Annotated in this window: 18 protein-coding genes and 1 tRNA gene; 7 read left to right on the top strand and 12 right to left on the bottom strand. The window is 62.9% G+C overall.

Translation table 11 applies throughout. From position 1 onward, the window contains the following. Positions 1-11: 11 nt before the first annotated feature. The 3 genes from LC092_RS00570 to LC092_RS00560 form a co-directional block, all read right to left on the bottom strand. Positions 12-530, bottom strand: a complete 519-nt coding sequence (locus tag LC092_RS00570) for a Twin-arginine translocation pathway signal (RefSeq protein WP_224804002.1) — start codon at positions 528-530, stop codon at positions 12-14. Between the two features lie 38 nt (positions 531-568). Next, the gene (locus LC092_RS00565) at positions 569-964 is read right to left on the bottom strand and encodes a VOC family protein (protein WP_224804000.1); all 396 of its coding nucleotides are present in this window, start codon (positions 962-964) and stop codon (positions 569-571) included. A gap of 89 nt (positions 965-1,053) precedes the next feature. Next, on the bottom strand, positions 1,054-1,344 hold the full coding sequence (locus LC092_RS00560; protein ID WP_224803998.1) for a ribbon-helix-helix domain-containing protein: 291 nt from the start codon (positions 1,342-1,344) through the stop codon (positions 1,054-1,056). Positions 1,345-1,686: 342 nt separating this feature from the next. On the opposite strand from LC092_RS00560, the gene LC092_RS00555 reads away from it, so the two are divergent. Together LC092_RS00555 and LC092_RS00550 are read left to right on the top strand one after the other, a co-directional pair. Further along, entirely contained in the window at positions 1,687-1,896 is a 210-nt protein-coding gene (locus tag LC092_RS00555; RefSeq protein WP_224803996.1) for a hypothetical protein, read from the top strand. 297 nt (positions 1,897-2,193) lie between these two features. Then, positions 2,194-2,910, top strand: a complete 717-nt coding sequence (locus LC092_RS00550; RefSeq protein WP_224803994.1) for a hypothetical protein — start codon at positions 2,194-2,196, stop codon at positions 2,908-2,910. Here the strand turns inward: LC092_RS00550 and LC092_RS00545 are convergent. Further along, positions 2,834-3,343: a hypothetical protein gene (locus LC092_RS00545; RefSeq protein ID WP_224803992.1), complete on the bottom strand. Its 510-nt coding sequence runs from the start codon at positions 3,341-3,343 to the stop codon at positions 2,834-2,836. The genes LC092_RS00550 and LC092_RS00545 overlap by 77 nt on opposite strands. 641 nt (positions 3,344-3,984) lie before the next feature. Here LC092_RS00545 and LC092_RS00540 point away from each other — a divergent pair. Both LC092_RS00540 and LC092_RS00535 read left to right on the top strand, forming a co-directional pair. Continuing rightward, the gene (locus tag LC092_RS00540; RefSeq protein WP_224803990.1) at positions 3,985-4,806 is read left to right on the top strand and encodes a hypothetical protein; all 822 of its coding nucleotides are present in this window, start codon (positions 3,985-3,987) and stop codon (positions 4,804-4,806) included. Then, positions 4,806-5,993 carry a hypothetical protein gene (locus LC092_RS00535; protein WP_224803988.1) on the top strand — a complete coding sequence of 396 codons (1,188 nt, stop codon included), beginning with the start codon at positions 4,806-4,808 and terminating at the stop codon, positions 5,991-5,993. The genes LC092_RS00540 and LC092_RS00535 overlap by 1 nt, the downstream gene beginning before the upstream one ends. Positions 5,994-6,196: 203 nt before the next feature. On the opposite strand, the gene LC092_RS00530 is transcribed toward LC092_RS00535, so the two are convergent. The 5 genes from LC092_RS00530 to LC092_RS00510 form a co-directional block, all read right to left on the bottom strand. Next, a tRNA-Pro gene (locus LC092_RS00530) sits at positions 6,197-6,273 on the bottom strand. A 98-nt stretch (positions 6,274-6,371) separates the two neighbouring features. Further along, on the bottom strand, positions 6,372-7,601 hold the full coding sequence (locus tag LC092_RS00525; protein ID WP_224803986.1) for an O-antigen ligase family protein: 1,230 nt from the start codon (positions 7,599-7,601) through the stop codon (positions 6,372-6,374). Between the two features lie 44 nt (positions 7,602-7,645). Beyond that, entirely contained in the window at positions 7,646-9,238 is a 1,593-nt protein-coding gene (locus LC092_RS00520; protein ID WP_224803984.1) for an undecaprenyl-phosphate glucose phosphotransferase, read from the bottom strand. A gap of 16 nt (positions 9,239-9,254) precedes the next feature. Further along, positions 9,255-10,493: a glycosyltransferase gene (locus LC092_RS00515; protein WP_224803982.1), complete on the bottom strand. Its 1,239-nt coding sequence runs from the start codon at positions 10,491-10,493 to the stop codon at positions 9,255-9,257. 134 nt (positions 10,494-10,627) lie between these two features. Further along, the gene (locus LC092_RS00510; protein ID WP_224803980.1) at positions 10,628-11,185 is read right to left on the bottom strand and encodes a polysaccharide biosynthesis/export family protein; all 558 of its coding nucleotides are present in this window, start codon (positions 11,183-11,185) and stop codon (positions 10,628-10,630) included. A gap of 170 nt (positions 11,186-11,355) precedes the next feature. On the opposite strand from LC092_RS00510, the gene LC092_RS00505 reads away from it, so the two are divergent. Continuing rightward, positions 11,356-13,575: an exopolysaccharide transport family protein gene (locus tag LC092_RS00505; RefSeq protein WP_224803978.1), complete on the top strand. Its 2,220-nt coding sequence runs from the start codon at positions 11,356-11,358 to the stop codon at positions 13,573-13,575. A 314-nt stretch (positions 13,576-13,889) separates the two neighbouring features. Here LC092_RS00505 and LC092_RS00500 read toward each other — a convergent pair whose 3' ends face one another. Then, positions 13,890-15,116 carry a GNAT family N-acetyltransferase gene (locus LC092_RS00500; RefSeq protein WP_224803976.1) on the bottom strand — a complete coding sequence of 409 codons (1,227 nt, stop codon included), beginning with the start codon at positions 15,114-15,116 and terminating at the stop codon, positions 13,890-13,892. 146 nt (positions 15,117-15,262) lie between these two features. Between LC092_RS00500 and LC092_RS00495 the strand changes: the two genes are divergently transcribed. Next, positions 15,263-16,324, top strand: a complete 1,062-nt coding sequence (locus LC092_RS00495; RefSeq protein ID WP_224803974.1) for a polysaccharide deacetylase family protein — start codon at positions 15,263-15,265, stop codon at positions 16,322-16,324. Here the strand turns inward: LC092_RS00495 and LC092_RS00490 are convergent. After that, the gene (locus LC092_RS00490; protein WP_224803973.1) at positions 16,299-16,562 is read right to left on the bottom strand and encodes a DUF2842 domain-containing protein; all 264 of its coding nucleotides are present in this window, start codon (positions 16,560-16,562) and stop codon (positions 16,299-16,301) included. The two genes, LC092_RS00495 and LC092_RS00490, sit on opposite strands and share 26 nt — an antisense overlap. Before the next feature lie 155 nt (positions 16,563-16,717). On the opposite strand from LC092_RS00490, the gene LC092_RS00485 reads away from it, so the two are divergent. Continuing rightward, positions 16,718-17,812, top strand: coding sequence for a COX15/CtaA family protein (locus LC092_RS00485; RefSeq protein ID WP_224803971.1), 1,095 nt, complete (start codon positions 16,718-16,720; stop codon positions 17,810-17,812). Between the two features lie 288 nt (positions 17,813-18,100). Here LC092_RS00485 and LC092_RS00480 read toward each other — a convergent pair whose 3' ends face one another. Continuing rightward, the gene (locus LC092_RS00480; protein WP_224803969.1) at positions 18,101-19,390 is read right to left on the bottom strand and encodes an O-acetylhomoserine aminocarboxypropyltransferase; all 1,290 of its coding nucleotides are present in this window, start codon (positions 19,388-19,390) and stop codon (positions 18,101-18,103) included. Positions 19,391-19,442: the final 52 nt, after the last annotated feature.

Here is a 19,442-nt window from a genome sequence, read left to right as displayed (position 1 = left end):
CGCTTCCTCCCTCAGATCCAGTTGATGTCGTTGAAGCCCCGGTCGATGTAGCCACCCTTTGAGTAGCTCTCGCCCTCGTATCCGAAGAGCGGCCAGACGGCTTTCTGGTTGTAGAGCCCGGTCACGAGGCCGCCCCGGATCGCCTGGAAGAAGGCGCTTTCCTCCATGCCGCGCAGAATGTCGACGCGGTCGCGCTCCCATCCGGTGCCGAGATAACTCGGGTGCCCCTTGCCGCGTGCGGCGGCATCAAGCGCCGTGATGCCGGCTTCGATCCCGGGTGCGGCCTCCGCCGTGTCGTAGCCCTTGACCGCTGCCGCGTAATATTCGTCGGCCACGTGATCGTGGGGATAGATGTCCCGCGCCATCTGGATCAGCGTTGCCATGGTGGCGGGCTGAAGGTGGCTCACCTCCATCGCCCAGGCGGCCGTCGGTGCGGCAACGAAGCCCGCCCCCACGACGAAGGCGGCCCCCGCCGCCACGGAGCCTGCCAGCAACTGCCGCCGGCTTATGCCTTTCTGCTTCAGTGTCATCGGTTTTCCTCCCTGCCGATCGTTCGAACGCCCGCCGCTCAGCGATAGCGTCCGTGGCGTTGCAGCACCTCGATCTGATAGCCGTCCGGGTCCTGGACGAAGAAGAAGCGGGCCATCAACGCGCCGTCGCGGTTGAACGCGACGATCTTGCGTGGCGCCAGGCCGGCCGCCGTGAAGCGCGCGTGCTCCGCATCGAGGTCATCGACGCAAAACGCCATGTGGCCGTAGCCGTCGCCGAGATCGTAAGGGTCGCTCCGGCCGTGGTTGACCGTCAGCTCGACCTCGATGTCGGCTTCGGAATTTCTCAAATAGATCAGGGTGAAGTCGTCGAAAACGAAACGGTCCGCGATCTCGAGTCCAAACGCGGTTCGATAGAATTCGACCGAGCGCGCCTCGTCGAGCACGCGGATCATTGCGTGAATAAACTTCGCCACGATGGTCTCCCGGCATGATTGCTGCTCCGGGAGAAAGACTAGGCGCCTGAACTGAAGGCGGGTGGTATGTGTTTACTACAGGGAGAATTTCACTCCGCCGCTTCCATCTGCACGGCTGGCAGCGTATGGCGCAGCCGGACGAGACAGGCACAGCGCAAAAGCGACGTGAAATTGCGGGTCTCGCCGCGCAGCTCAAGCACTTCGGAATGGAGTTTCGAGACGAAGGCCGGCGTGCTGACGCCCTCGCTGCGGGCAATATCGTCCAGAATGTCCCAGAACGAGCGTTCAAGGCGAATGCTGGTGCTTTGCCCGTTCAGCCTCAGGCTGCGGGTCTCGGGTTCATAGTCGGCCGGGTCCTGTCCGGCGAAAATGCGGCACATGACAACCTCCCTCGGGTTTTTTGTTTTTTTCTTGCCTCATGGTTTTACAAAATGACCGGGTCGGCAAGCGGCAATTTGTATGATCAATTCCGGCGCCCGCCGATGCCGGGACATTTCGGGGCGTGTCGCACCGCGCTGTGCGGCACCAGGCCTTCGACCCGCGCCTTGCCGCATGTCACCTTTTCGGGGCGAAGCGGCAGGCGCGTGCCGGCAAAAACAACTGGTCGTGAGCGGCGGTAGATTGTAAAATCTGACAATCTTGCAAGTGCAGGCAAACCGGGTCTGATCTCTTGCGTTTGTGCAGGTCTTTTTGGCCCGGTCATTTTGCAGGAGCGATTTTAAGTGAGCGAACGCGATATCGAGGAAGTCCTGGTCGGCGAGGCGGTCTTGACCGCTTGTGAAAACAGCGAACTCGCCGAGGAAAACAACCTACAGGCGGTCGCTCTGGCCATGGCCGCCTACGCCCGGACGTATGATATCCCGGATAAGGCGGTGGAAGAGATGGTTGCGCGCGCCATTGCCATCATGGGCAACATCAGGACCCCGCAATAACTCTCAGCAACCTCCTGTCGGTGCGATGTTGGACAGATCCGACACTTGCCGGATAGCCTGTGCGCTGTTTCTGCGCGTTCTGTCCGCACGGCTTGCCGGTGGCACTATGGCTCGCGCCCGTGCGCCGGTCGGCCTCGGATGCTCGCCTGCCCCTTGGAGGAGCGCTGCGTCGCTCGCGCGCTCCCTGTGGCATCCTTCACGATCCCGACATTGGCTTTTTTAACAGGCCGGATTGACGCAAGCCGATTCCGGCCGTCGTAAAAGGTCCGTTACCACCAATGATTTAGGGATCGAATCATGACAATCGGACCGCTTAAAACCGACGTCTTCGCCCGGGCGCGGGACATTCTCGCCAGAAAGCTCCATGAAATGGATCTGGAGTACAGGGTCGACGTGGACTTTCGCGACATCGTTCAAAGTATCGAAAAGGCAGGAAAGCATGTAACGGAGCACTTCCAGTTTGAGCACTTCGAATTCAATCGCGAGAACGGATTTTGTCTGACCCTTCTTCACGAAGGAAAGCCGGTGGTGTTCTATTGCTCGCAAGTCTTCGAAACCGGAGACATGTCCTTTCTGGAGCACCATCGCAACAAGTTGACGCGGCTGTACCGGTCCGTCGGGCAGGATCTTCTGGATGAAACCTGGTCTTGCCGGCCCATGCAGGAAATTCGGGGGCGGGTTTGCTATTCCGGTGAAGCGCTGACCGCCGAGGAATTTCGGTCGACCGGCAAATCACGCCGGGCGCTCGCACACGGTGCGCAGATGGCGCTGTTTTTGTCGATGATGTCCTGGGCGCCCGACTGGTCGGTCGGCCTGGCGCGGGACAAGCATGTGCGGCTCGGGCTCGGCTATATCTACGGCGCCTGCCGGCAGTACCCGCTTGCAACGATCTGGCATGACCCGGCGCCGGGACGCCAGCAGGACGACGCCTTCCTGGTCAGTTCGCGCGAGGATGCCTTGTATCTGGCTGAATGTGTGTCACGCGCCAGTCGTCTCTTGGAAGCGTCAGATTGACGAGGGCAAATGTCTCGGGTGCGAATTTCACCGGAACGATGATCCGGTAATAGGCGACGTGGAGCGGCGTTTGCATGCCGGGAGGGGTGACCTCCATCTCCACGTCTTCGCACACGGCGCGGCCGGTTGATGCAATCGCATAGCCGGCCGCAACGCTGGCCTCGAACCGTGGATCGGCCTGGCGGATGGCGGCCGCCTGATCGTCGCCGAACTTGCCGCCCATGACTTCGTTGATGAAGGAGCCTTGACCCAGATAGCCGATGTCGGGGATCCGCTCGCCGTCCGCCTCCGGGCTGAGAAACACCTGGCGTGCGAAATGCGGCATGTCCGGGCGCATGGTGCCGTCGGTCTGGAGCCACCATTTGTGGAACTCGTCGATCGCCGCACCGGCCCGCCCCCGCAGGGCGGTCGGCGTCACCTGCTTGATCCGCATCGCTTCCTCCCCGCGCTGCGCTTGCTTCGCTCGTCGTTGGGATGGCGTTCGCTCTATCCTCAATCATCTAACGGCGGCACGACGAGACTGGCAATAAGGAATGCGAGAAAAAGCCTTTTAATACCAACCTTCAAGGGAAGGTCGTTCGCGTGTTGCACGCGGAGCGGGAGCGGCGGTGCCCGCCAGCTCGCAAGCAAGCGCGACGCCCAGAACCTCGCCGATGAAAAAAACTATCGACAGCGATGATCCTGCTGCCTGTTCCAGGCTGTCGGAGCCGGTTCGGCCAGGTTTCCCGGACCCGCCGATCGGATGTATGGACCAAAGGGGCGGAGCCGAGTATCGTTTCCGCCGAAAAGCTGACCGGTCGACCTCGGATTTGCCTTGTCGAACAGGTAGCTCCTTGTGGTGGATGTCGGCTGGGTGAAGCGCAGCCCCTTGAACGGATGCGCGCTTTCTAAAACGCCTGCAAACAACGGGTATGTTCCGCGCCGATCTTCCGGCTGGGCGCTTACCTGTCCTTTGTTCTGAGAAGACCTGAAATAGGGACGCTGTTTAAGTGTGCATGTCTGACTATTTTCTATTCTGTCGTCTCGAATAAGACATTGATCAATCGATTTTCTTATTCTGTTCCGGGAAAAATAATGGTTCATGTCAGTATCTCTCACCTCGAGAGGGGTCTTGGAGACAGTTATTTGGTGAACTGTTTTCGCAGTGCCTGGGAGGATATGGGATGGACCGTGTCGGTTGGTCGCCGCTTTCATGAGATGTCCGACCTTTGCATCCTTCATCACGATGTCACCCGACTTGACCCGCTGCGACTGCCCGAGCCTCCCGTCGGTGTGCCCGTATTGAACGGCAATGTGCTGGACATCTCCAAGCGTCGTTTGTCCCGTATCCTCTTGAAGGAAGACGACGATTGGGACGGCCCCGTCATCGTCAAGACGGACTTGAACCATTTTGGCGGGCCGGAATTTCGCCAGATGTCGAAAGGCGCGAGATTTCTCAACAAAAACCGGGAGCGGCTCGCCAGCTTGAACTGGAAGCTCGCGCGTTATTTGCCCGGGGATGACTACCCGATCCTTAAAGATATGCGACGTGTTCCAAAGTGGGTCTGGTCCCGGAACGACCTGATTGTCGAACGTTTCCTGCCCGAGCGCGATGGCGACCTGTATTGTTTGCGTGGATGGGTTTTCCTCGGATCGGAAAATTACGGGTACCGGCTTTATGCAACCGACCCTCTGGTGAAGACCGGAACCATGGTTCGCTTCGATTATCTGGAAGAGGTTCCGGCAGAACTGATGAACATTCGCAAGGAGTGGCAGGTCGATTTCGGAAAGTTCGATTATGTCCTGCATGATGGAAAGCCGGTGCTTCTGGACATAAACAAGACACCGACGATTTCCGGGGACCGGGCAAGCCCGCGCGTGCTGAAGCTGGCAATGGCGATCAAGGAATTTCTTTGATGACTGCCTTGCCAAAGCTTTCTCCCCCGGTTGAACCGGCGCGCTTGTGGCCTGAAAACGCGGCCTTCATGGCACGGACGGATCTTGAACGCCTTCGGTTGCTCGGGGTCGGCCCTGCGAATCTCGATTCGATCACGCTCCACTTGTTGGGGGTCTTGGGGACCCGCCCGACCGTGCGCCACCGTTCCGGCGTCACGGATGAAATCCTGACGTTTCTGCAGGATGCGGGACTGATGATCGCAGAAGACATCCGCATCTATGACAGCGCGGAGGAGGCCGAGGCCATTGCGGATTCGTTGGCGGCCGAGGGGAGGCCCCTGTTTTGGCCGTATCCCCTTCGCCGCGGCCGGTTTCACGAGAGCGCGCATCTTGTGCGGACGGGTCTGTGGGGGCGGTTGAACAGCAAGGCGGGGCTCGCCGGGATCGCTCCGGCACGGGCCCTGGCGCCGCGCCGCATCGTGCCGACCGCAACCCTCGGCGCGCGCCTTGACCACCCGGTTGTCGTGAAGGCGGGGGGCGAGGAGGCAACCGGTTGGGGCGGCACCGTGCGGTTTTGCGATACGCTCGAACGCCTGCTCGAAGTGAAAGCGGAGTTCCTCTCCAGGGAGATCTCGACTTGCGTCGTCGAACAGGAGCTGCCGGTTGAAAGGTGCTGGTGTGCCAACCTTGCGATCTCAGAAGCCGGCGTGGTCTATCTGGGCGCCGCCGAGCAGATGTTTTCCGCGCCGGGCTGCCAGTCGGGGAGCATAATCGATCCGAACACTCCCCTTCCGCCAGAAGGCGTGGACCTTGCCATCGAAATCGGGGAGGCAGCGCGTGCGATGGGGTTCATCGGGGTGGCGGGGCTCGATATCGGCCGGATTGCCGATGGGCGACTGATCGTTTTCGATCCGAATTTCCGCTTCAATGCCTGCACGCAGCAGATCCTTCTTCACCATGCGGCGACGAAAAGGGCAGGGCTCACCGTCAGTCGTTCCGTTGTCGCCGATGTTCCGCTGTCGGTTCGCTCGTTGATCAAGCGGCTTCAAAGCGCGGTGGAAGACGGATGGTTCGTTCCAACGCGGATTGTCGATCGCTCGATTCTCTCGAACGAAAAGGGAAAAAGCATCTTGAACGGGTTTGTGTTGGGGGCCGATCGCCTCGACGCAGAGAAGAACGCCAGGCTGCTCGACCTGCTCATAAGCTGAAAAGACGAGCGGATGTCCCTTGCCGGGAAAATGGCTCGCTCCGCCTCTCGGCATGCAAAACGGGCGGCTGTCTTGCGGGAAACGACGGTTGCTTCGATTTGCAACGCAAGCGCGCGATGGAAGCCGCGCGTCGGCCGGTCCGGCCGGATCGGTCGGTCTCGATATGTCTCAATGCGTATGATTGGAAGAAACAGATCAAGTAATGGTCGGGCAGGCCGGATTTGAACCGACGACCCCTTCACCCCCAGTGAAGTGCGCTACCAGGCTGCGCTACTGCCCGACTGTCCGGCACGGCCGAACCCGCTCTTCCTAACCGCTTCACGTTGGGGGCGCAAGCGCTTCTGGAGCGATGTCGAAGCGGTGTTGGGGATTGTCGCCTCACGGCGCCGGAGCGGCCGGTTTGCGGGAGGCGTCGCGCCGGCGCGCGCGCAGACTGTATTCGGCCGCGATCAGGCCCCAGGCCAGGCCATAGAGCAGGTAGAGGTGCCGCCAGCGGTCGGTGTCGATGATGAACGACATCAGCATGTGCCCCAGGAGCACGACGAACACGCATTGCGCCGCGCCTTGCCATGCGCGGGGCTGGAAGATCAGTCCCGAGAGCTGCTTTGCGGTGAAAAACACCAGCGCAAGATAGGCGACGCCGCCGAGCCAGCCATAGGTGGTGAAGGCCTTGAGGAAGGTGTTGTGCTCGTCCTCGGGGAAGAAGTTGCGGAACTGCAAGGGCCCGAGGCCGAGCGGATGGTCGACGACCATCTGGAACCCCAGCGCATAGCGGGCGAAGCGCCCGAGGCGGGCGGTGTCGTAATCCTGCACCAGCTTTGCGCGCTGCAGCAGCATTCCCGAGATGGACTCGACCGACAGGGCGATCACGATCATCGCGACGACGGCAAGCGCGGCCGCCGCGCCGATTGCCAGAAGACGCGCGCGTTGCCGTCCGTCGGTGGCGGTGATGAAGACCAGCGCATAGATGCCGATGCCGGAAAAGGCGGCAAGGCCCCAGGCGGCGCGCGAGAAGCTGAGAAGGATCGCAAAGCTCAGCACGGCAAGGGCGAGGGCCGGCCAGAGCATCTCGCGGAACGGGCGCGTCAGCAGCCCGTGAAGCAGGAAGGCCCAGGGCAGGGCGAGGAAGGGGCCGAAGACGTTGGGGTCCTGAAAGGTTCCCTTGGCGCGGCCGTAGAGGGTGAATACCTCGCCGGGCAGCAGGCCGAAATAGCCGCCGATCCCGGTCAGGGCGACGACGATCGCGCTCGCGGTATAGGCTTTTCGAACCGTATCGAGGCGCGCAGGGTCAGCGGCGACGACGCTGGCGTAGAACACGGTCGTGAGCGCGAGGAAGCCCGTCACCGCAATATAGAGGATCGCTTCGCCGAAATCGTCGGACATCAAGGTGGCGATCAGCCCGCCGGTGATGAAAAGCGTGACAATCAGCAGGAGCGGCGCCAATGCCGTCGCGAAGCGCGGACCGCTCAACAGCCAGCCGCTGATGACGATCAGCATCGCCAGTTCGTAAGGTGCGGGCTCGTTCAGCACGAAGCCGCCCAGGAACACCACGACCCACAGGGCGACCGTCGCAACGGAAGATGCGGCGAGGCCGGGGCCGTGCCGCATCGTCGCAGGTGTCGCGGGGAAGACCCCGGGGGGCATGGTCGTGGTCAATAGGCGTTCTCCGTCTTCAGAAGCGCAAAGGGGGTCTGGAAGAGGATGCGCAGATCGAACAGGATCGACCAGTTCTCGATGTAGTAGACGTCGTATTCCACCCGCTTCTCGATCTTCTCGGGCGTGTCGACCTCGCCGCGCCAGCCGTTGATCTGCGCCCAGCCGGTAACGCCGGGCTTGACCTTGTGGCGGGCGAAATAGCCGTCGACGACCTCGTCCCACAGCTTTTCGTTGGTATGGGCGTTGACCGCATGCGGCCGCGGCCCGACCAGCGAGAGATCGCCGCGCAACACGTTGAAGAGCTGCGGCAGTTCATCGATCGACGTGCGCCGGATGAAACGCCCCACCCTGGTCACCCGTGGGTCGTTCTTGGTCACGACCTTCTTGGCGAGCGGATCGGCCATCTCGTGATACATCGAGCGGAACTTCAGTACGTCGATGACTTCATTGTTGAAGCCGTAGCGCTTCTGGCGGAAGAGCACGGGGCCCTTGCTTTCCATCCGGATCGCGAGGGCGGTGGCCACCATCACCGGCGCCAGCAGCACGATCATCAGGCTGGCGAACACCAGGTCGAACGCCCGCTTCGCGATGGAATCCCAGTCCGCCATCGGCTTGTGGACGACATCGACGAAGGGCACCGTGCCGATAAAGGACGACGCGCGGTCGCGGAAGCGCAGCTTGTCGGTATGGGCCGACAGGCGGATGTCGACCGGCAGCACCCACAGCGTCTTGAGGAAATCCGCAAGGCGCTTTTCGGCCCGCAGCGGAATCGTGACGATCAGCATGTCGATGCGCGCAACGCGAGCGAATTCGACGAGATCGTTCACCGTGCCGAGCTTGGGATAGCCGGCGACGACCTCCGGCGAGCGCGATCCCTTGCGATCGTCGAACAGGCCGCAAATGCGAATGTCGTTGTTCGGCTGGCGTTCCACCTCGTGGATGAAGTCGGCCGCCGCCTCTCCGCCGCCGACGATGACCGCGCGGCGTTCAAGCCGGCCGTCCTTCGTCCATTTGCGCACGAACAGCGAGACCGTGAACCGCGCGGCAAGCAAGGTTGCAAGGCCAAGGCCGAACCAGATCGAATATTGCTCGTCGGCAATGCCGTCGAGCAGGCCGCCGAAGGTCTTGATCATGAAAAGGGCGGCGAAGACCAGCGTCCAAGCGATGGTCATGCGTGCCCCATGGGACACGATATTGCGCATCACCGGGATCTGGTAGCAGTCGGCGGCCTGAAGGAAGGTCGCCGTGAGAATCAGCGCGATGCCGAGCGTCGCCAGGACGTCGGTCATGGCGCTTTCCCCGCCGAACCCGCCCGTCAATGCAACGACGCCGATGATCCCGACGATTGCCATGTCCGCGAGGCGGACGAAACCGCTCAGAACCGACGGCGAGATGACGGATTTCTGCAGGCTTTCGGCGACTTCGAGCGCGCGCGGGGAAAGGCCGCCGGAAGCCTTGGCGCCAGTTCCGGTGCCAGTGCTGGTGCGAGTGCCAGTGCCAGTGCCAGTGCCGGAGGTTGCGTGCGCTTCGCCCGGAGCCGCGGCCGGCAGGACGTCCTTGAGCAACTGTGCGGAGTGGTTCTGTGTCATGCTGTTTCCTCCCCGCTCAATCCGCGTCGCCGGAGGGCGATGTCTCGTTGCGGGCAAGCACCGCGGAGGACCCGAGGGCAGGCGCCTCGGTGCTCCGGACGGGGGCGGACGGATCGCGCGCGCCGCGCGTGCTCATGTAGAGCGATGTGATGCGGTCGCTCATCAGTTCGACGTTGAAGGTTTCCGACAGGCATTTGCGCTGTCTTTCGGCCTGCCTTTGCATGTCATCCGGGTCGGCATGGGCAGCAGCCATCGCTGCGGCGAGTTCCTGAACGCATCCGGGCGTGACAAGGCGGTCCGCGTAGCGGCCGAAGATTTCAGGGATGCCGCCAACGCGGGTCGCGATCAGGGGAACCTGGGCGGCGACTGTTTCCAGCACGATATAGGGCATTGCCTCCGCGCGGGACGGCACCACGACGCAGCGCGCCTTGCGGAAGGCCTCGCGCGCCGGGAGGGCGCCGGTGAAGGTCACGTGGTCGGACAGGCCGAGGTCGGCCACCATCGCCTCATAGCGCGGCCGGTCCTCGCCGTCGCCGACGATCCGGGCGCTCGCGGTGATGCCGTAGATCGTCTTGAGGTCATGCAGGGCGCGGATGAAGAGATCCGGTCCCTTGAGGTCGCGCAACATGCCGATGAACAGGAAGTCGGCGGCGTCCGCATCGGTGGGAACGGCGGAGAACTCCTCCGGCGACAAGCCGTTGTAGACGACGCGCGCGGGGATCGTCGGGTGAGCGACCTTCGATTCGTAGGCGGCATATTCATAGTCGGACACGAACACGAGGCCGTCGGTGAAGCGCTGCTGCAGGCGCTCCAGCCGGAAATAGATCCGGCCCTCCAGCTTGGACGGGTCGTAGTGAAGGCTACCGCCGTGCGGGCAATAGATTCGTGTCACCTTGCGCCCGCCCAGGCGAAGCACCGAGCCGATGACACGGGCAAAGACGCCGCCCTTGGCACCATGGCCATGCAGGACGTCCGGTGCCAGATCGCGGACATGACGGTAAAGGCTGAGCACGGATCGCAGATCGCCGGGCGTGACCTGACGGCGCATCGGAAACCGCGCGACGCCAAAGGCAAGCTGCGGGGCAAGGCGGGCGATGGCCTCGGCCTCGAATGCGCCGCCGGTGGAGGCGTCGCAGATGACGCCCACCTGGTGGCCGGCTCGGGTCTGTGCAAGGGCGAGATCCGCGATGTGGCGGAAGATCCCCCCGATCGGCGCTCGAACGATATGAACGATGCGCAAGGGCGCGGTAGCCATGAGAAACTCCCTGTCTCTAGCTCGTGCACGCCCGAATTATGGCTTCAGGTCATGCACGCTAGACGCTAGCAGGGAGCCGTGAGTCTCAGGTTAATTCATGGCAGGATCCGCGTTCGGCCCCGTTTGTTGCGAAATCAGAAGAATCGTTCGCGCACGTAGATCGTGTCGCCCGGTCGCACCGGATCGGTGATCGGCACCCGGCCGGAAAAGACCTCGCCGTTGATCTGCCGTGTGATGTCGACATTGCCCTGCTGGGCGCGCGGGGAAAAGCCGCCGGCCGTGGCGATCGCATTTTGTGCCGTCATGCCGGCCACATAGGGGTACTGGCCGGCGTTGGTGACCTCGCCCATGACGAAGACCGGGCGATAGACCGCCACTTCGACCGAGACGTCCGGATCGCGTAAGTATCCGTTTTTCAAGCGTTTTGTTATCGTCGCCTCGAGATCGCGCAGGGTCAGGCCGCGGGCCGCGACGCTGCCGATCAAGGGCATCGAAATATAGCCGGCCTGGTCGACCGTATAGGTGTTGTTGAGCTCCGCCTGCCCGAAAACGATGACGCGCAACTGGTCGCTTGAATCAAGCCGGTAGGGCTTGGTGAGGATCTCGTGGAATGCCGTCGGCGGCTGACGGTATCCGCCGCAGGCGGCAACCGTGAGGGCCAGACATATGGCAATGGCAAGGCGCGTGATCATGCTGAACTCCCGAAGAGGCTGCGCCAGTATTTCCCGCAACGTGGTTAACTTGCGGTGAATCCGGATGGATCATTTCAATCGAAGGTGTTCAGCATGTCTTGAAGGTCCGGTTAACGGTCCGCTTACCATAATCGCGCAAACTCGGTTCATGGTTCCTGGGAGTACAGCGAATGACTGAGCCGCACGTACATGGCGCGGATGAAAGGGTCGAGATCGACCTGTCTGCTCTGGCCGGTGCCCTCAAGCGGGCGCTGCGATGGCTGTTGCCCTTGTGCATTGCCGTCGCCATCGCCACCGTTGTTGTTCTCCAGTTCGTCCCGTCCAAATACCGCGCCGAATCGAAGGTGCTGATCCAGACTTCGGATTCGGTCTACCCGGGAGATGTGCGCGGCGTCGAGGAAGAGCGCGCGCTGCTCGACAACGAAGGGGTTGCGAGCCAGGTCGAATTGCTGATGTCCCGCGACCTGCTGCGCCGGGTGGCCCAGCGGCTGGACCTCGCCTCCATCCCTGAATTCGAGGCCGGGCCGAAATCCAATCTCCTGCGCGAGGCGCTGGTCGCCCTTGGCCTGATGCGCGATCCTGGTCGCAATTCTCCTGAAGAACGCGTTCTCAAGGTGTTCTACGAGAATCTGGAGGTGTACCGGGTCGACGGCTCGCGTGTGATTTCCGTGCGCTTCACCTCCCGGGATCCCGAGCGCGCGGCGCGCATCGCCAATGCGCTGGTCGAGGAATATCTCGATCTTCAGTCGTCGGTGAAGCGCGAGACCACCGATTTCGCCGCAACCGCCCTTGAGCCGCAAATCGAGCGGATGCGCCAGGAGGTCAAGGAAGCCCAGGAAAAGGTCGAGGCGTTCCGCTCCCAGGCCGGCCTGTTGCTCGGTGCCGACAACCAGACCCTGGACCAGCAGCAGCTTGGAGAACTCAGCACGGAACTCTCCGATGCCCGCGCCGCCCAGTCGCAGGCCGAAGCGCGCGCCAACCTCATTCGCCGTCAGCTCGACACTGGCGCCTCTCTCGACAGCGCGGCCGAGGTGCTGAATTCTCAGCTCGTCCAGCGGCTTCGCGAACGCCAGGTCGAGCTGCAGTCGCGCATCGCCGAGCTGTCCACCACGCTGTTGCCCAACCACCCGCAGATCCGGGGCTTGCGCTCGCAGCTTGCCGACCTCGAACGCCAGATCCGCAACGAGGCGGAGAAGATTGCAGCCGGTCTGGAGAACGAGGCGCGCGTGCAGCAGGACCGCGTCGCATCGCTCACCGCGACGCTGGAACAGTTCAAGCAGCGCGCGTCGCGCTCGAATGAGGATCAGATCCGGCTGCGCGAGCTGGAACGCGAGGCACAGGTCAAGGCAACCCAGCTCGACCAGTTGATGACCCGCTACCGCGAGGCCGATACCCGCCGCAACGCCCCGCAGCTTGGTGCCGATGCCCGCGTGATTTCCCGCGCGACGGTTCCGCTCGAGCCCTATTCGCCGAAGGTGGTGCCGATTGCCTCGATCCTGACCTTCGTCGTGTTCCTGCTGGGGAGCCTTTGGGCGATCCTCGGCCAGTTCCTCTCCGGCCGGGCTTTCCGTCATGTGCCGCTTGGCGCGTCGGCCACACCGAGTTCCACGCCGATGCCGTCGTCCGCAGCACCCGGCTACCGCGCCGGTCAGGCCGGTTATGCATCGAGCGGCTTTGGCTACGACTGGCCGTCGAACGGACAGGGCGGGGCGACCGGTGCCGGGCCTTCCGGGAACGAGCGCGGCCCCGTCGGGGACGAGGATGTCACCCCGGTCGCCGCGGCACAGGAGGGCGAGCAGCTTGCCGCACCCGCACCTCCTCCGGTTGCCGCGCCTGCGGTCGACCGGATGCGTCCGCGCCGGGTTGCCGTCTTGAGCGTGGACAGCGACGAGGTCGCCCAGGAAGTCACCTTCCGCCTGGTACGCGAGGCGGCGGAAGAGGGGATCATGCCGCTCTTCCTCGAGGTGCGCCCGGACCTTGGCGATCCCGAGGCCGTTCCGGGGTTCGCCGAATTGCTGGAAGGCTCCGCGTCCTTCGCCGGCGTCATTTACCGCGACGCCGCCTCGCGCGCCCATGTGATTGAATCGGGACGCCGGGTCATCGATGACGAGCTGGCCGAGGCCGGACGCTTCGAAATGCTGATGGATGCAATCGACCATACCTATGATCAGGTGTTCTTCGATCTCGGCCTGATCGACGATTCGCTCATCAGCGCCCAGATCCTGGCGATGGCCGATCAGGTCGTCGTTGCAACGGGCGGGTCGCCGGCGGGGCCGGAGCTGGAAGAAGCGCTGCGCATGCTGGAAGACCAGACGGGTGCTCCCGTCGCGGTGGAATCGGTGCAGCGCAAGGGCGAAACCGCTAGGCGCCATTCCGATATGGCTGCTTGAAACCAACCGCAGGCACATAAACCAAAGGCCCGCCGCACGTCCATACGGCGGGCCTCAGACTTCTGACAAAGGATGGGATTGCTCTCCCGCGTCATACCGGGCAAGCGAAAGCGCGACCCGGTATCGCAGAGCCAAGACCTAGCCTTTTTAGGGAATTGCCAGCTGCAACACCGTGCCGCGCCGATCTCGGATCGCAGCTAGCGCTGCGTCCGGGAGGACGCCTCTTTCGAGGCTTTGTCATCATTCCAAGGTCTGCCGCAATATCATGCGGCGGGCCTTTTCGTATTCTGAAGGTCCGGAGAGGGGCCTGCTAATCAGGCCTTGAGCTTGCGGATCCGGCGAACCAGCGCCCAGAGCTTCGGCGAACTGCGCACGCGCCGCTTGATCTGCCGCAGCCGCTGGATGGCCGCCGAGGCCAGTTTGCCGCGAAGCGACACCGGCACCTCGACATCCATCAGGAGTTCCTTGTCGGCCCAGGCGGTCTTGTAGCGTTCGGCGCCGAGGCCGAAGTCGAAGCTCGACGCGCCCAGAGCACAGGCATCGGCGATCACGGCATTCAGCAGCAGGTCGCCCGGACTGTGGCTGGCGATGCTGTCGCAAATGCTGTTGGTATAGGCATGAAACCGCCCGAACCTGAGGCCGGACAGATAGGTCGCGCGCACCTCGCCGTCGAGCAGGAGCGCATGGATCATGAAGCGGTCGGATCCTTCTTCCATCGCCTGCAGCAGCTGATCCTGAAGAAAGGCATGCGCATCCGCGTGGTGAAACACGTTGGGGATGCCATGCGAGGCCTGTCGGGCGCTGCGCTGCTCGACCAGCGCGTTCAAGAACCGGATGGCCGTTGCGGCATCGCGCGCGCGTTCGAAACGCAGCTCGCCGGTTTCCGCCAGTTTGCGTTCCTTCGCGCGCAGCTTCTTGCGCGCGCTGCCGCTGCGCCGGGTGCGATAGACCGACTGGAAGTCCGCTTCCAGCGGAAACACATGGATGGAATTGAGGCTCTCGATCGCATGCTGGTCGATCAGCGGGTGAATGCGCTCGTCGATCGTCGCGGGAACATACTTCAGGTCGAAGAGGTCGATGCCATGCGTGTGTCCCAGCTCGACCAGTGCCTTGTGCAGCGACTGGGTGTGGATGCCGGCCAGAATGTCCTTGCGCCACAAGCCGCTGTTCTGATTGCCGTGAAAGTCGCCGAGAAACCGCCCGATGGTCAACAGCCCTTTCGCCTTGTGGGTCAGCGCCAACGGAAGCAGGAAGGCCGGTTCGCCGTCGATTTCGCCGACCACGATGAGGGCGCGGTAGCCCCGTGGCCGTCCCACCAGCCGGTACCAGGACGACAGCCAGTCGTAGGTTGTAAACAGCGTTCCGAACGCATTTCTTTCCAGTGCCCGCCATTCCGTCTCGACCTCGGCCGGATCGGATGCCGTGCGGATGATGAGCTCTCCCGATTCAAGCATGGCATCCAGTCTCATGGCTTCCATGTCCATTTCCTCCCAGTTGTGAAACCGGAACAGTTCGGTGGACCGGGCGAGGGCGTTGGACATGTGCTCAACCTTTTAAAAAAAAACTGCCGGAGCATCGGCGGGCCTCAACTACAATCTTGAATAGCAAGGAGTTCTAAAGAAAACGTCGATAGGGTTCGATCGGTTGAATTCGGGGGTCGGTTTCACGAATGGACATGCGGCGGCAAATGTTGGCAACGGGATGCCGGCTCCTGCACGCAAGCGGGCTGGGCCGGCTGCTGGCGCCGATCACCGGCCGGCGCGGGCTTGTGTTCACCTTGCACAGTGTACGCCCGGACGCCGGAACTCAAGGGTTTGCGCCCAATCGCCATCTTACCGTAACGCCGGACTTTCTCGAACACACCATCCTTCAGGCCCGCGCGGCGGGTTTGCGCATCGTGTCGCTGACGGAGGCCCTCGACCATGCGCAGAACGGCGATCCCGACGGGCCGCGCGTGTGCGCCTTCACCTTCGATGACGGCTACCGGGACAATCTGATCCATGCCTATCCGGTGCTGCGCAAGCACGAGGTGCCCTTCACGATCTTTGTGACCTCTGGCTTTGTCGATCGCAGCAGCGAGATCTGGTGGGAGGCGCTGGAGCGGATCGTGCGCGGCGCTCAGTCCATCGAAACGCCGATCGGCGAGCGCATGCGAACCCTGGATGCCAGCACCAGCGAGCGCAAGGTCCGCATCTACGACCGGCTGCTGCACTGGTTTACCCAGGAGCTGGGCGAGGACTCTCAGCGCGTGGAGTTGCGCCGGCTGGCGGGAATCCACGGTCTGGATCTCGCCGCCCTGGCGGATGAGCTCATTCTGGACTGGAACGAATTGCGGACGCTGTGCCAGGATCCGCTGTTCACGGTCGGTGCGCATACGCACAATCATTTCGCGCTGGCGCGCCTGACCCGCGCTCGCATGCAGGAGGACATCGCCGCCGGCATGGACCGGCTCGCCAGCGAACTTGGCGTGTCGCCGCAGGTTTTCGCCTACCCATACGGCTTTGAGGCGGCGGTCAATCACCAGTCGCTCGAGGTCGTCTCGCAGTTCGGCTTTCGCGCGGCCTTCACCACGCATCCGGGGATGCTCGACGGGACCTCGGATCGCTTTGCCATGCCGCGGGTGTCGCTCAACGGCTATTTTCAGGACGATGTGATCGTCTCGCAATACCTCAACGGCGCGCCGTTCCCGATCTACAACACCCTGCGCAAGATCCGCGACGGTGTCATTCCGCGTCGCTCCTGCGCGTGAGCGCCTCGGCTTCGGCCCTTGCCCTTGCCTGCATCCGTTCCGGTTTGTCCATCCACCACATGATTGCCCCTGCCGGGATCGTCCACACGAGGCCGGCGACAGCGAAATAGAGAAACTGCACGCCCGTCGGCCGGTTCTGCATGGTCATGTCGCCGATCACCATCGCCACGAAGGCGTAGACGATCACGAAGACCACGAGCATGACCATTCCAATGAATTTGCGCAGGCGAGGGGGCATCGAGTTCTCCGTTGCGGGGCGTCTGGCGTGGGGATGTGTCACATCGCGGGCATTCGTCAAGCCCTTGCAAACCGCTCACGCCGCCTATAACCGACCTTAGTGTTCCGGTGATCACTCCGCCGGGCGACCCGTTTTCCCCTGCGAGCAACCAAAGCATGAGCGACGTTCCCTTCGATACCTCCCTTCACGCCGATCCTTCCAGCGAAAAGATCGCGCGCGACCGCCGCGCCATCCGCATCTGGCTCTATGCGGTGTGCCTGCTGATCTTCGCGATGATCGTGGTTGGCGGCGCGACACGGCTGACCGATTCCGGCCTGTCGATCACCGAGTGGGAGCCGATCCACGGCGTGATCCCGCCGCTCTCCGTGGCGGAATGGGAGGAGGAGCTGGAGAAATACCGCCAGATCCCGGAATACCAGCTCGTCAACAAGGGCATGTCGCTCGCCGAATTCCAGTTCATCTACTGGTGGGAGTGGGGTCATCGGCTGCTCGGGCGGGTGATCGGCCTGGCCTTTCTCGTTCCGCTCGTCTGGTTCTGGGTCCGCGGGCGGATCGAACCCGGTCTGTTGCCCTGGCTCGTCGGCGGATTCGCGCTCGGCGGCATGCAGGGCGTGATCGGCTGGTGGATGGTCGCCTCGGGTCTGGTCGACCGGGTCGATGTCAGCCAGTACCGGCTGGCCACTCATCTGACCCTTGCCTGCCTGATCTTCGCCTATCTCTACGGCCTTGCGCGCTATCTCGCGCTGATCCCTGCGACGCTTCCCAGGCGTGCGCAAGCGAGCGGCCCCTATGCCGGCGCCGCGGCTGCGATCGTCGCGCTGCTCTTCGTGCAGATTTTTCTCGGCGGGCTTGTGGCGGGGCTGAAAGCGGGTCTTTCCTTCAACACCTGGCCGTTGATGGACGGTGCCTTCATCCCTTCCGGCCTGTGGACGATGACGCCGGTGTGGCTCAACCATTTCGAGAGCGTGCTGACCGTGCAGTTCCAGCACCGCATGACCGCCTATGCGCTCGCCATCGCCGCCGTCTGGCTTTGGGTATCGGTGATGCGCAATCCGGCCGCGCGGCATCTCGCCGCCGTCGCACCCGTGCTTGTCATCGTCATTGCCGTCCAGATGGTGATCGGGATCGCGACCCTGCTCGGTCACGTGCCCTTCTGGCTCGCACTGGCGCACCAGGGCTTCATCGTGGCCGTGATCGCGGCCTGCATCGAGCTTTTGACTCGCGCCCGCTTCGCCCCGCGCCCCGCCTAGGGCGCTTTTACCACCCGAATGCGAAACAGGCCGGGCATTGCCCGGCCTGTCAGACTGCTGACAAAGGTGGAGTTGCTCCAGGCGTCATACCGGGCAAGCGTCAGCGCGACCCGGTATCGGAGAGCTAAAGGCCTATAACTTCAAGCCAAAAGAAGCCGACAGGCAGTGCCTCCCCGATCCCGGCTCTCATTGCATTCGGCCGGGATGACGATTCTTCAGGGTTTGTCATCACTCTCACAGGCCGGGCATTGCCCGGCCTGTCTCAGTTTTTGGCGAAGCTTGTGCCGCTCAGCCGTCGATGGCAGCGAGCGCCTGATCGAGATCCGCGATGATGTCTTCCGCATCCTCCAGGCCGATCGACAGCCGCACCACGTCGGAGGTCGCACCCGCCGCCGCGCGCTGCTCTTCGGTGAGCTGCTTGTGGGTGGTCGACGCCGGATGGATGATCAGCGAGCGCGTGTCGCCGATATTGGCGAGATGCGACAGGATCTGGCAGTTGGTCACCACCGCAACGCCAGCTTCATAGCCGCCCTTGACGCCGAAGGTGAAGACCGCGCCGCCGCCCTTGGGCATGTATTTCTGCTGCCGCTCGTGGTTGGGGTCGTTCGGCAGGCCGGCGTAGGACACCCAGGCGACCTTGTCGTGGCTTTCCAGGAATTCCGCCACCTTCTGGGCGTTGTCGCAATGACGCTGCATGCGCAGCGGCAGCGTCTCGATCCCGGTCAGCAGCATGAAGGAGTTCATCGGCGAGATCGCCGGGCCGAGATCGCGCAGGCCAAGCACGCGGCAGGCGATGGCGAAGGCGAAATTGCCGAAGGTCTCGTGCAGCACCATGCCGGAGTATTCCGGGCGCGGCTTGGAGAGCATCGGGTAATTCTCGGTCGACGACCAGTCGTAGGTGCCACCGTCGACCAGAATGCCGCCCATCGAATTGCCGTGCCCGCCCATGAACTTGGTCAGCGAATGCAGCACGATGTCGGCGCCATGCTCGATCGGTCGGCACAGGTAGGGCGTCGCCATCGTGTTGTCGACGACAAGCGGGATGTTGTGCTTGCGGGCGATTTCCGAGATCGCGGCGATGTCGGTGACAACGCCGCCGGGATTGGCGAGGCTCTCGATGAAAATCGCGCGGGTCTTGTCGTTGATCAGCGCATCGAAGCTCGCCGGATCCGTGGCGTCGGCCCACTGCACTTCCCAGCCGAAGCTCTTGAACGAATGGTTCAGCTGGTTGATCGACCCGCCGTAGAGCTTGTTGCCGGCAACGATATTGTCGCCCGGCGTCATCATCGCGTGGAAGGTCAGGAGCTGGGCGGAATGGCCGGAGGCCGTCGCAAGCGCTGCCGTGCCGCCCTCAAGGGCCGCGACGCGCTCTTCCAGCACCGCTGTCGTCGGGTTGGTGATGCGCGTGTAGATGTTGCCGAAGGCCTGGAGGCCGAACAGCGAGGCGGCATGATCGACATCGTCGAACACGAAAGAGGTCGTCTGGTAGATCGGCGTTACCCGCGCGCCCGTGGAGGGGTCGGGCTGGGCGCCCGCGTGAATGGCGAGCGTCGAGAAACCGGGAATGCGGTCGGACATGAAATTCTCCTCAATCGACAATGTCGGAAAGCCGGCGGCATACTGGCGCAAG

This window comes from Stappia stellulata (assembly GCF_020176715.1).
Taxonomy (GTDB): domain Bacteria; phylum Pseudomonadota; class Alphaproteobacteria; order Rhizobiales; family Stappiaceae; genus Stappia.
Note: the sequence above shows the minus strand (reverse complement) of the source record. Positions and strands in the feature narration are given on the sequence as shown.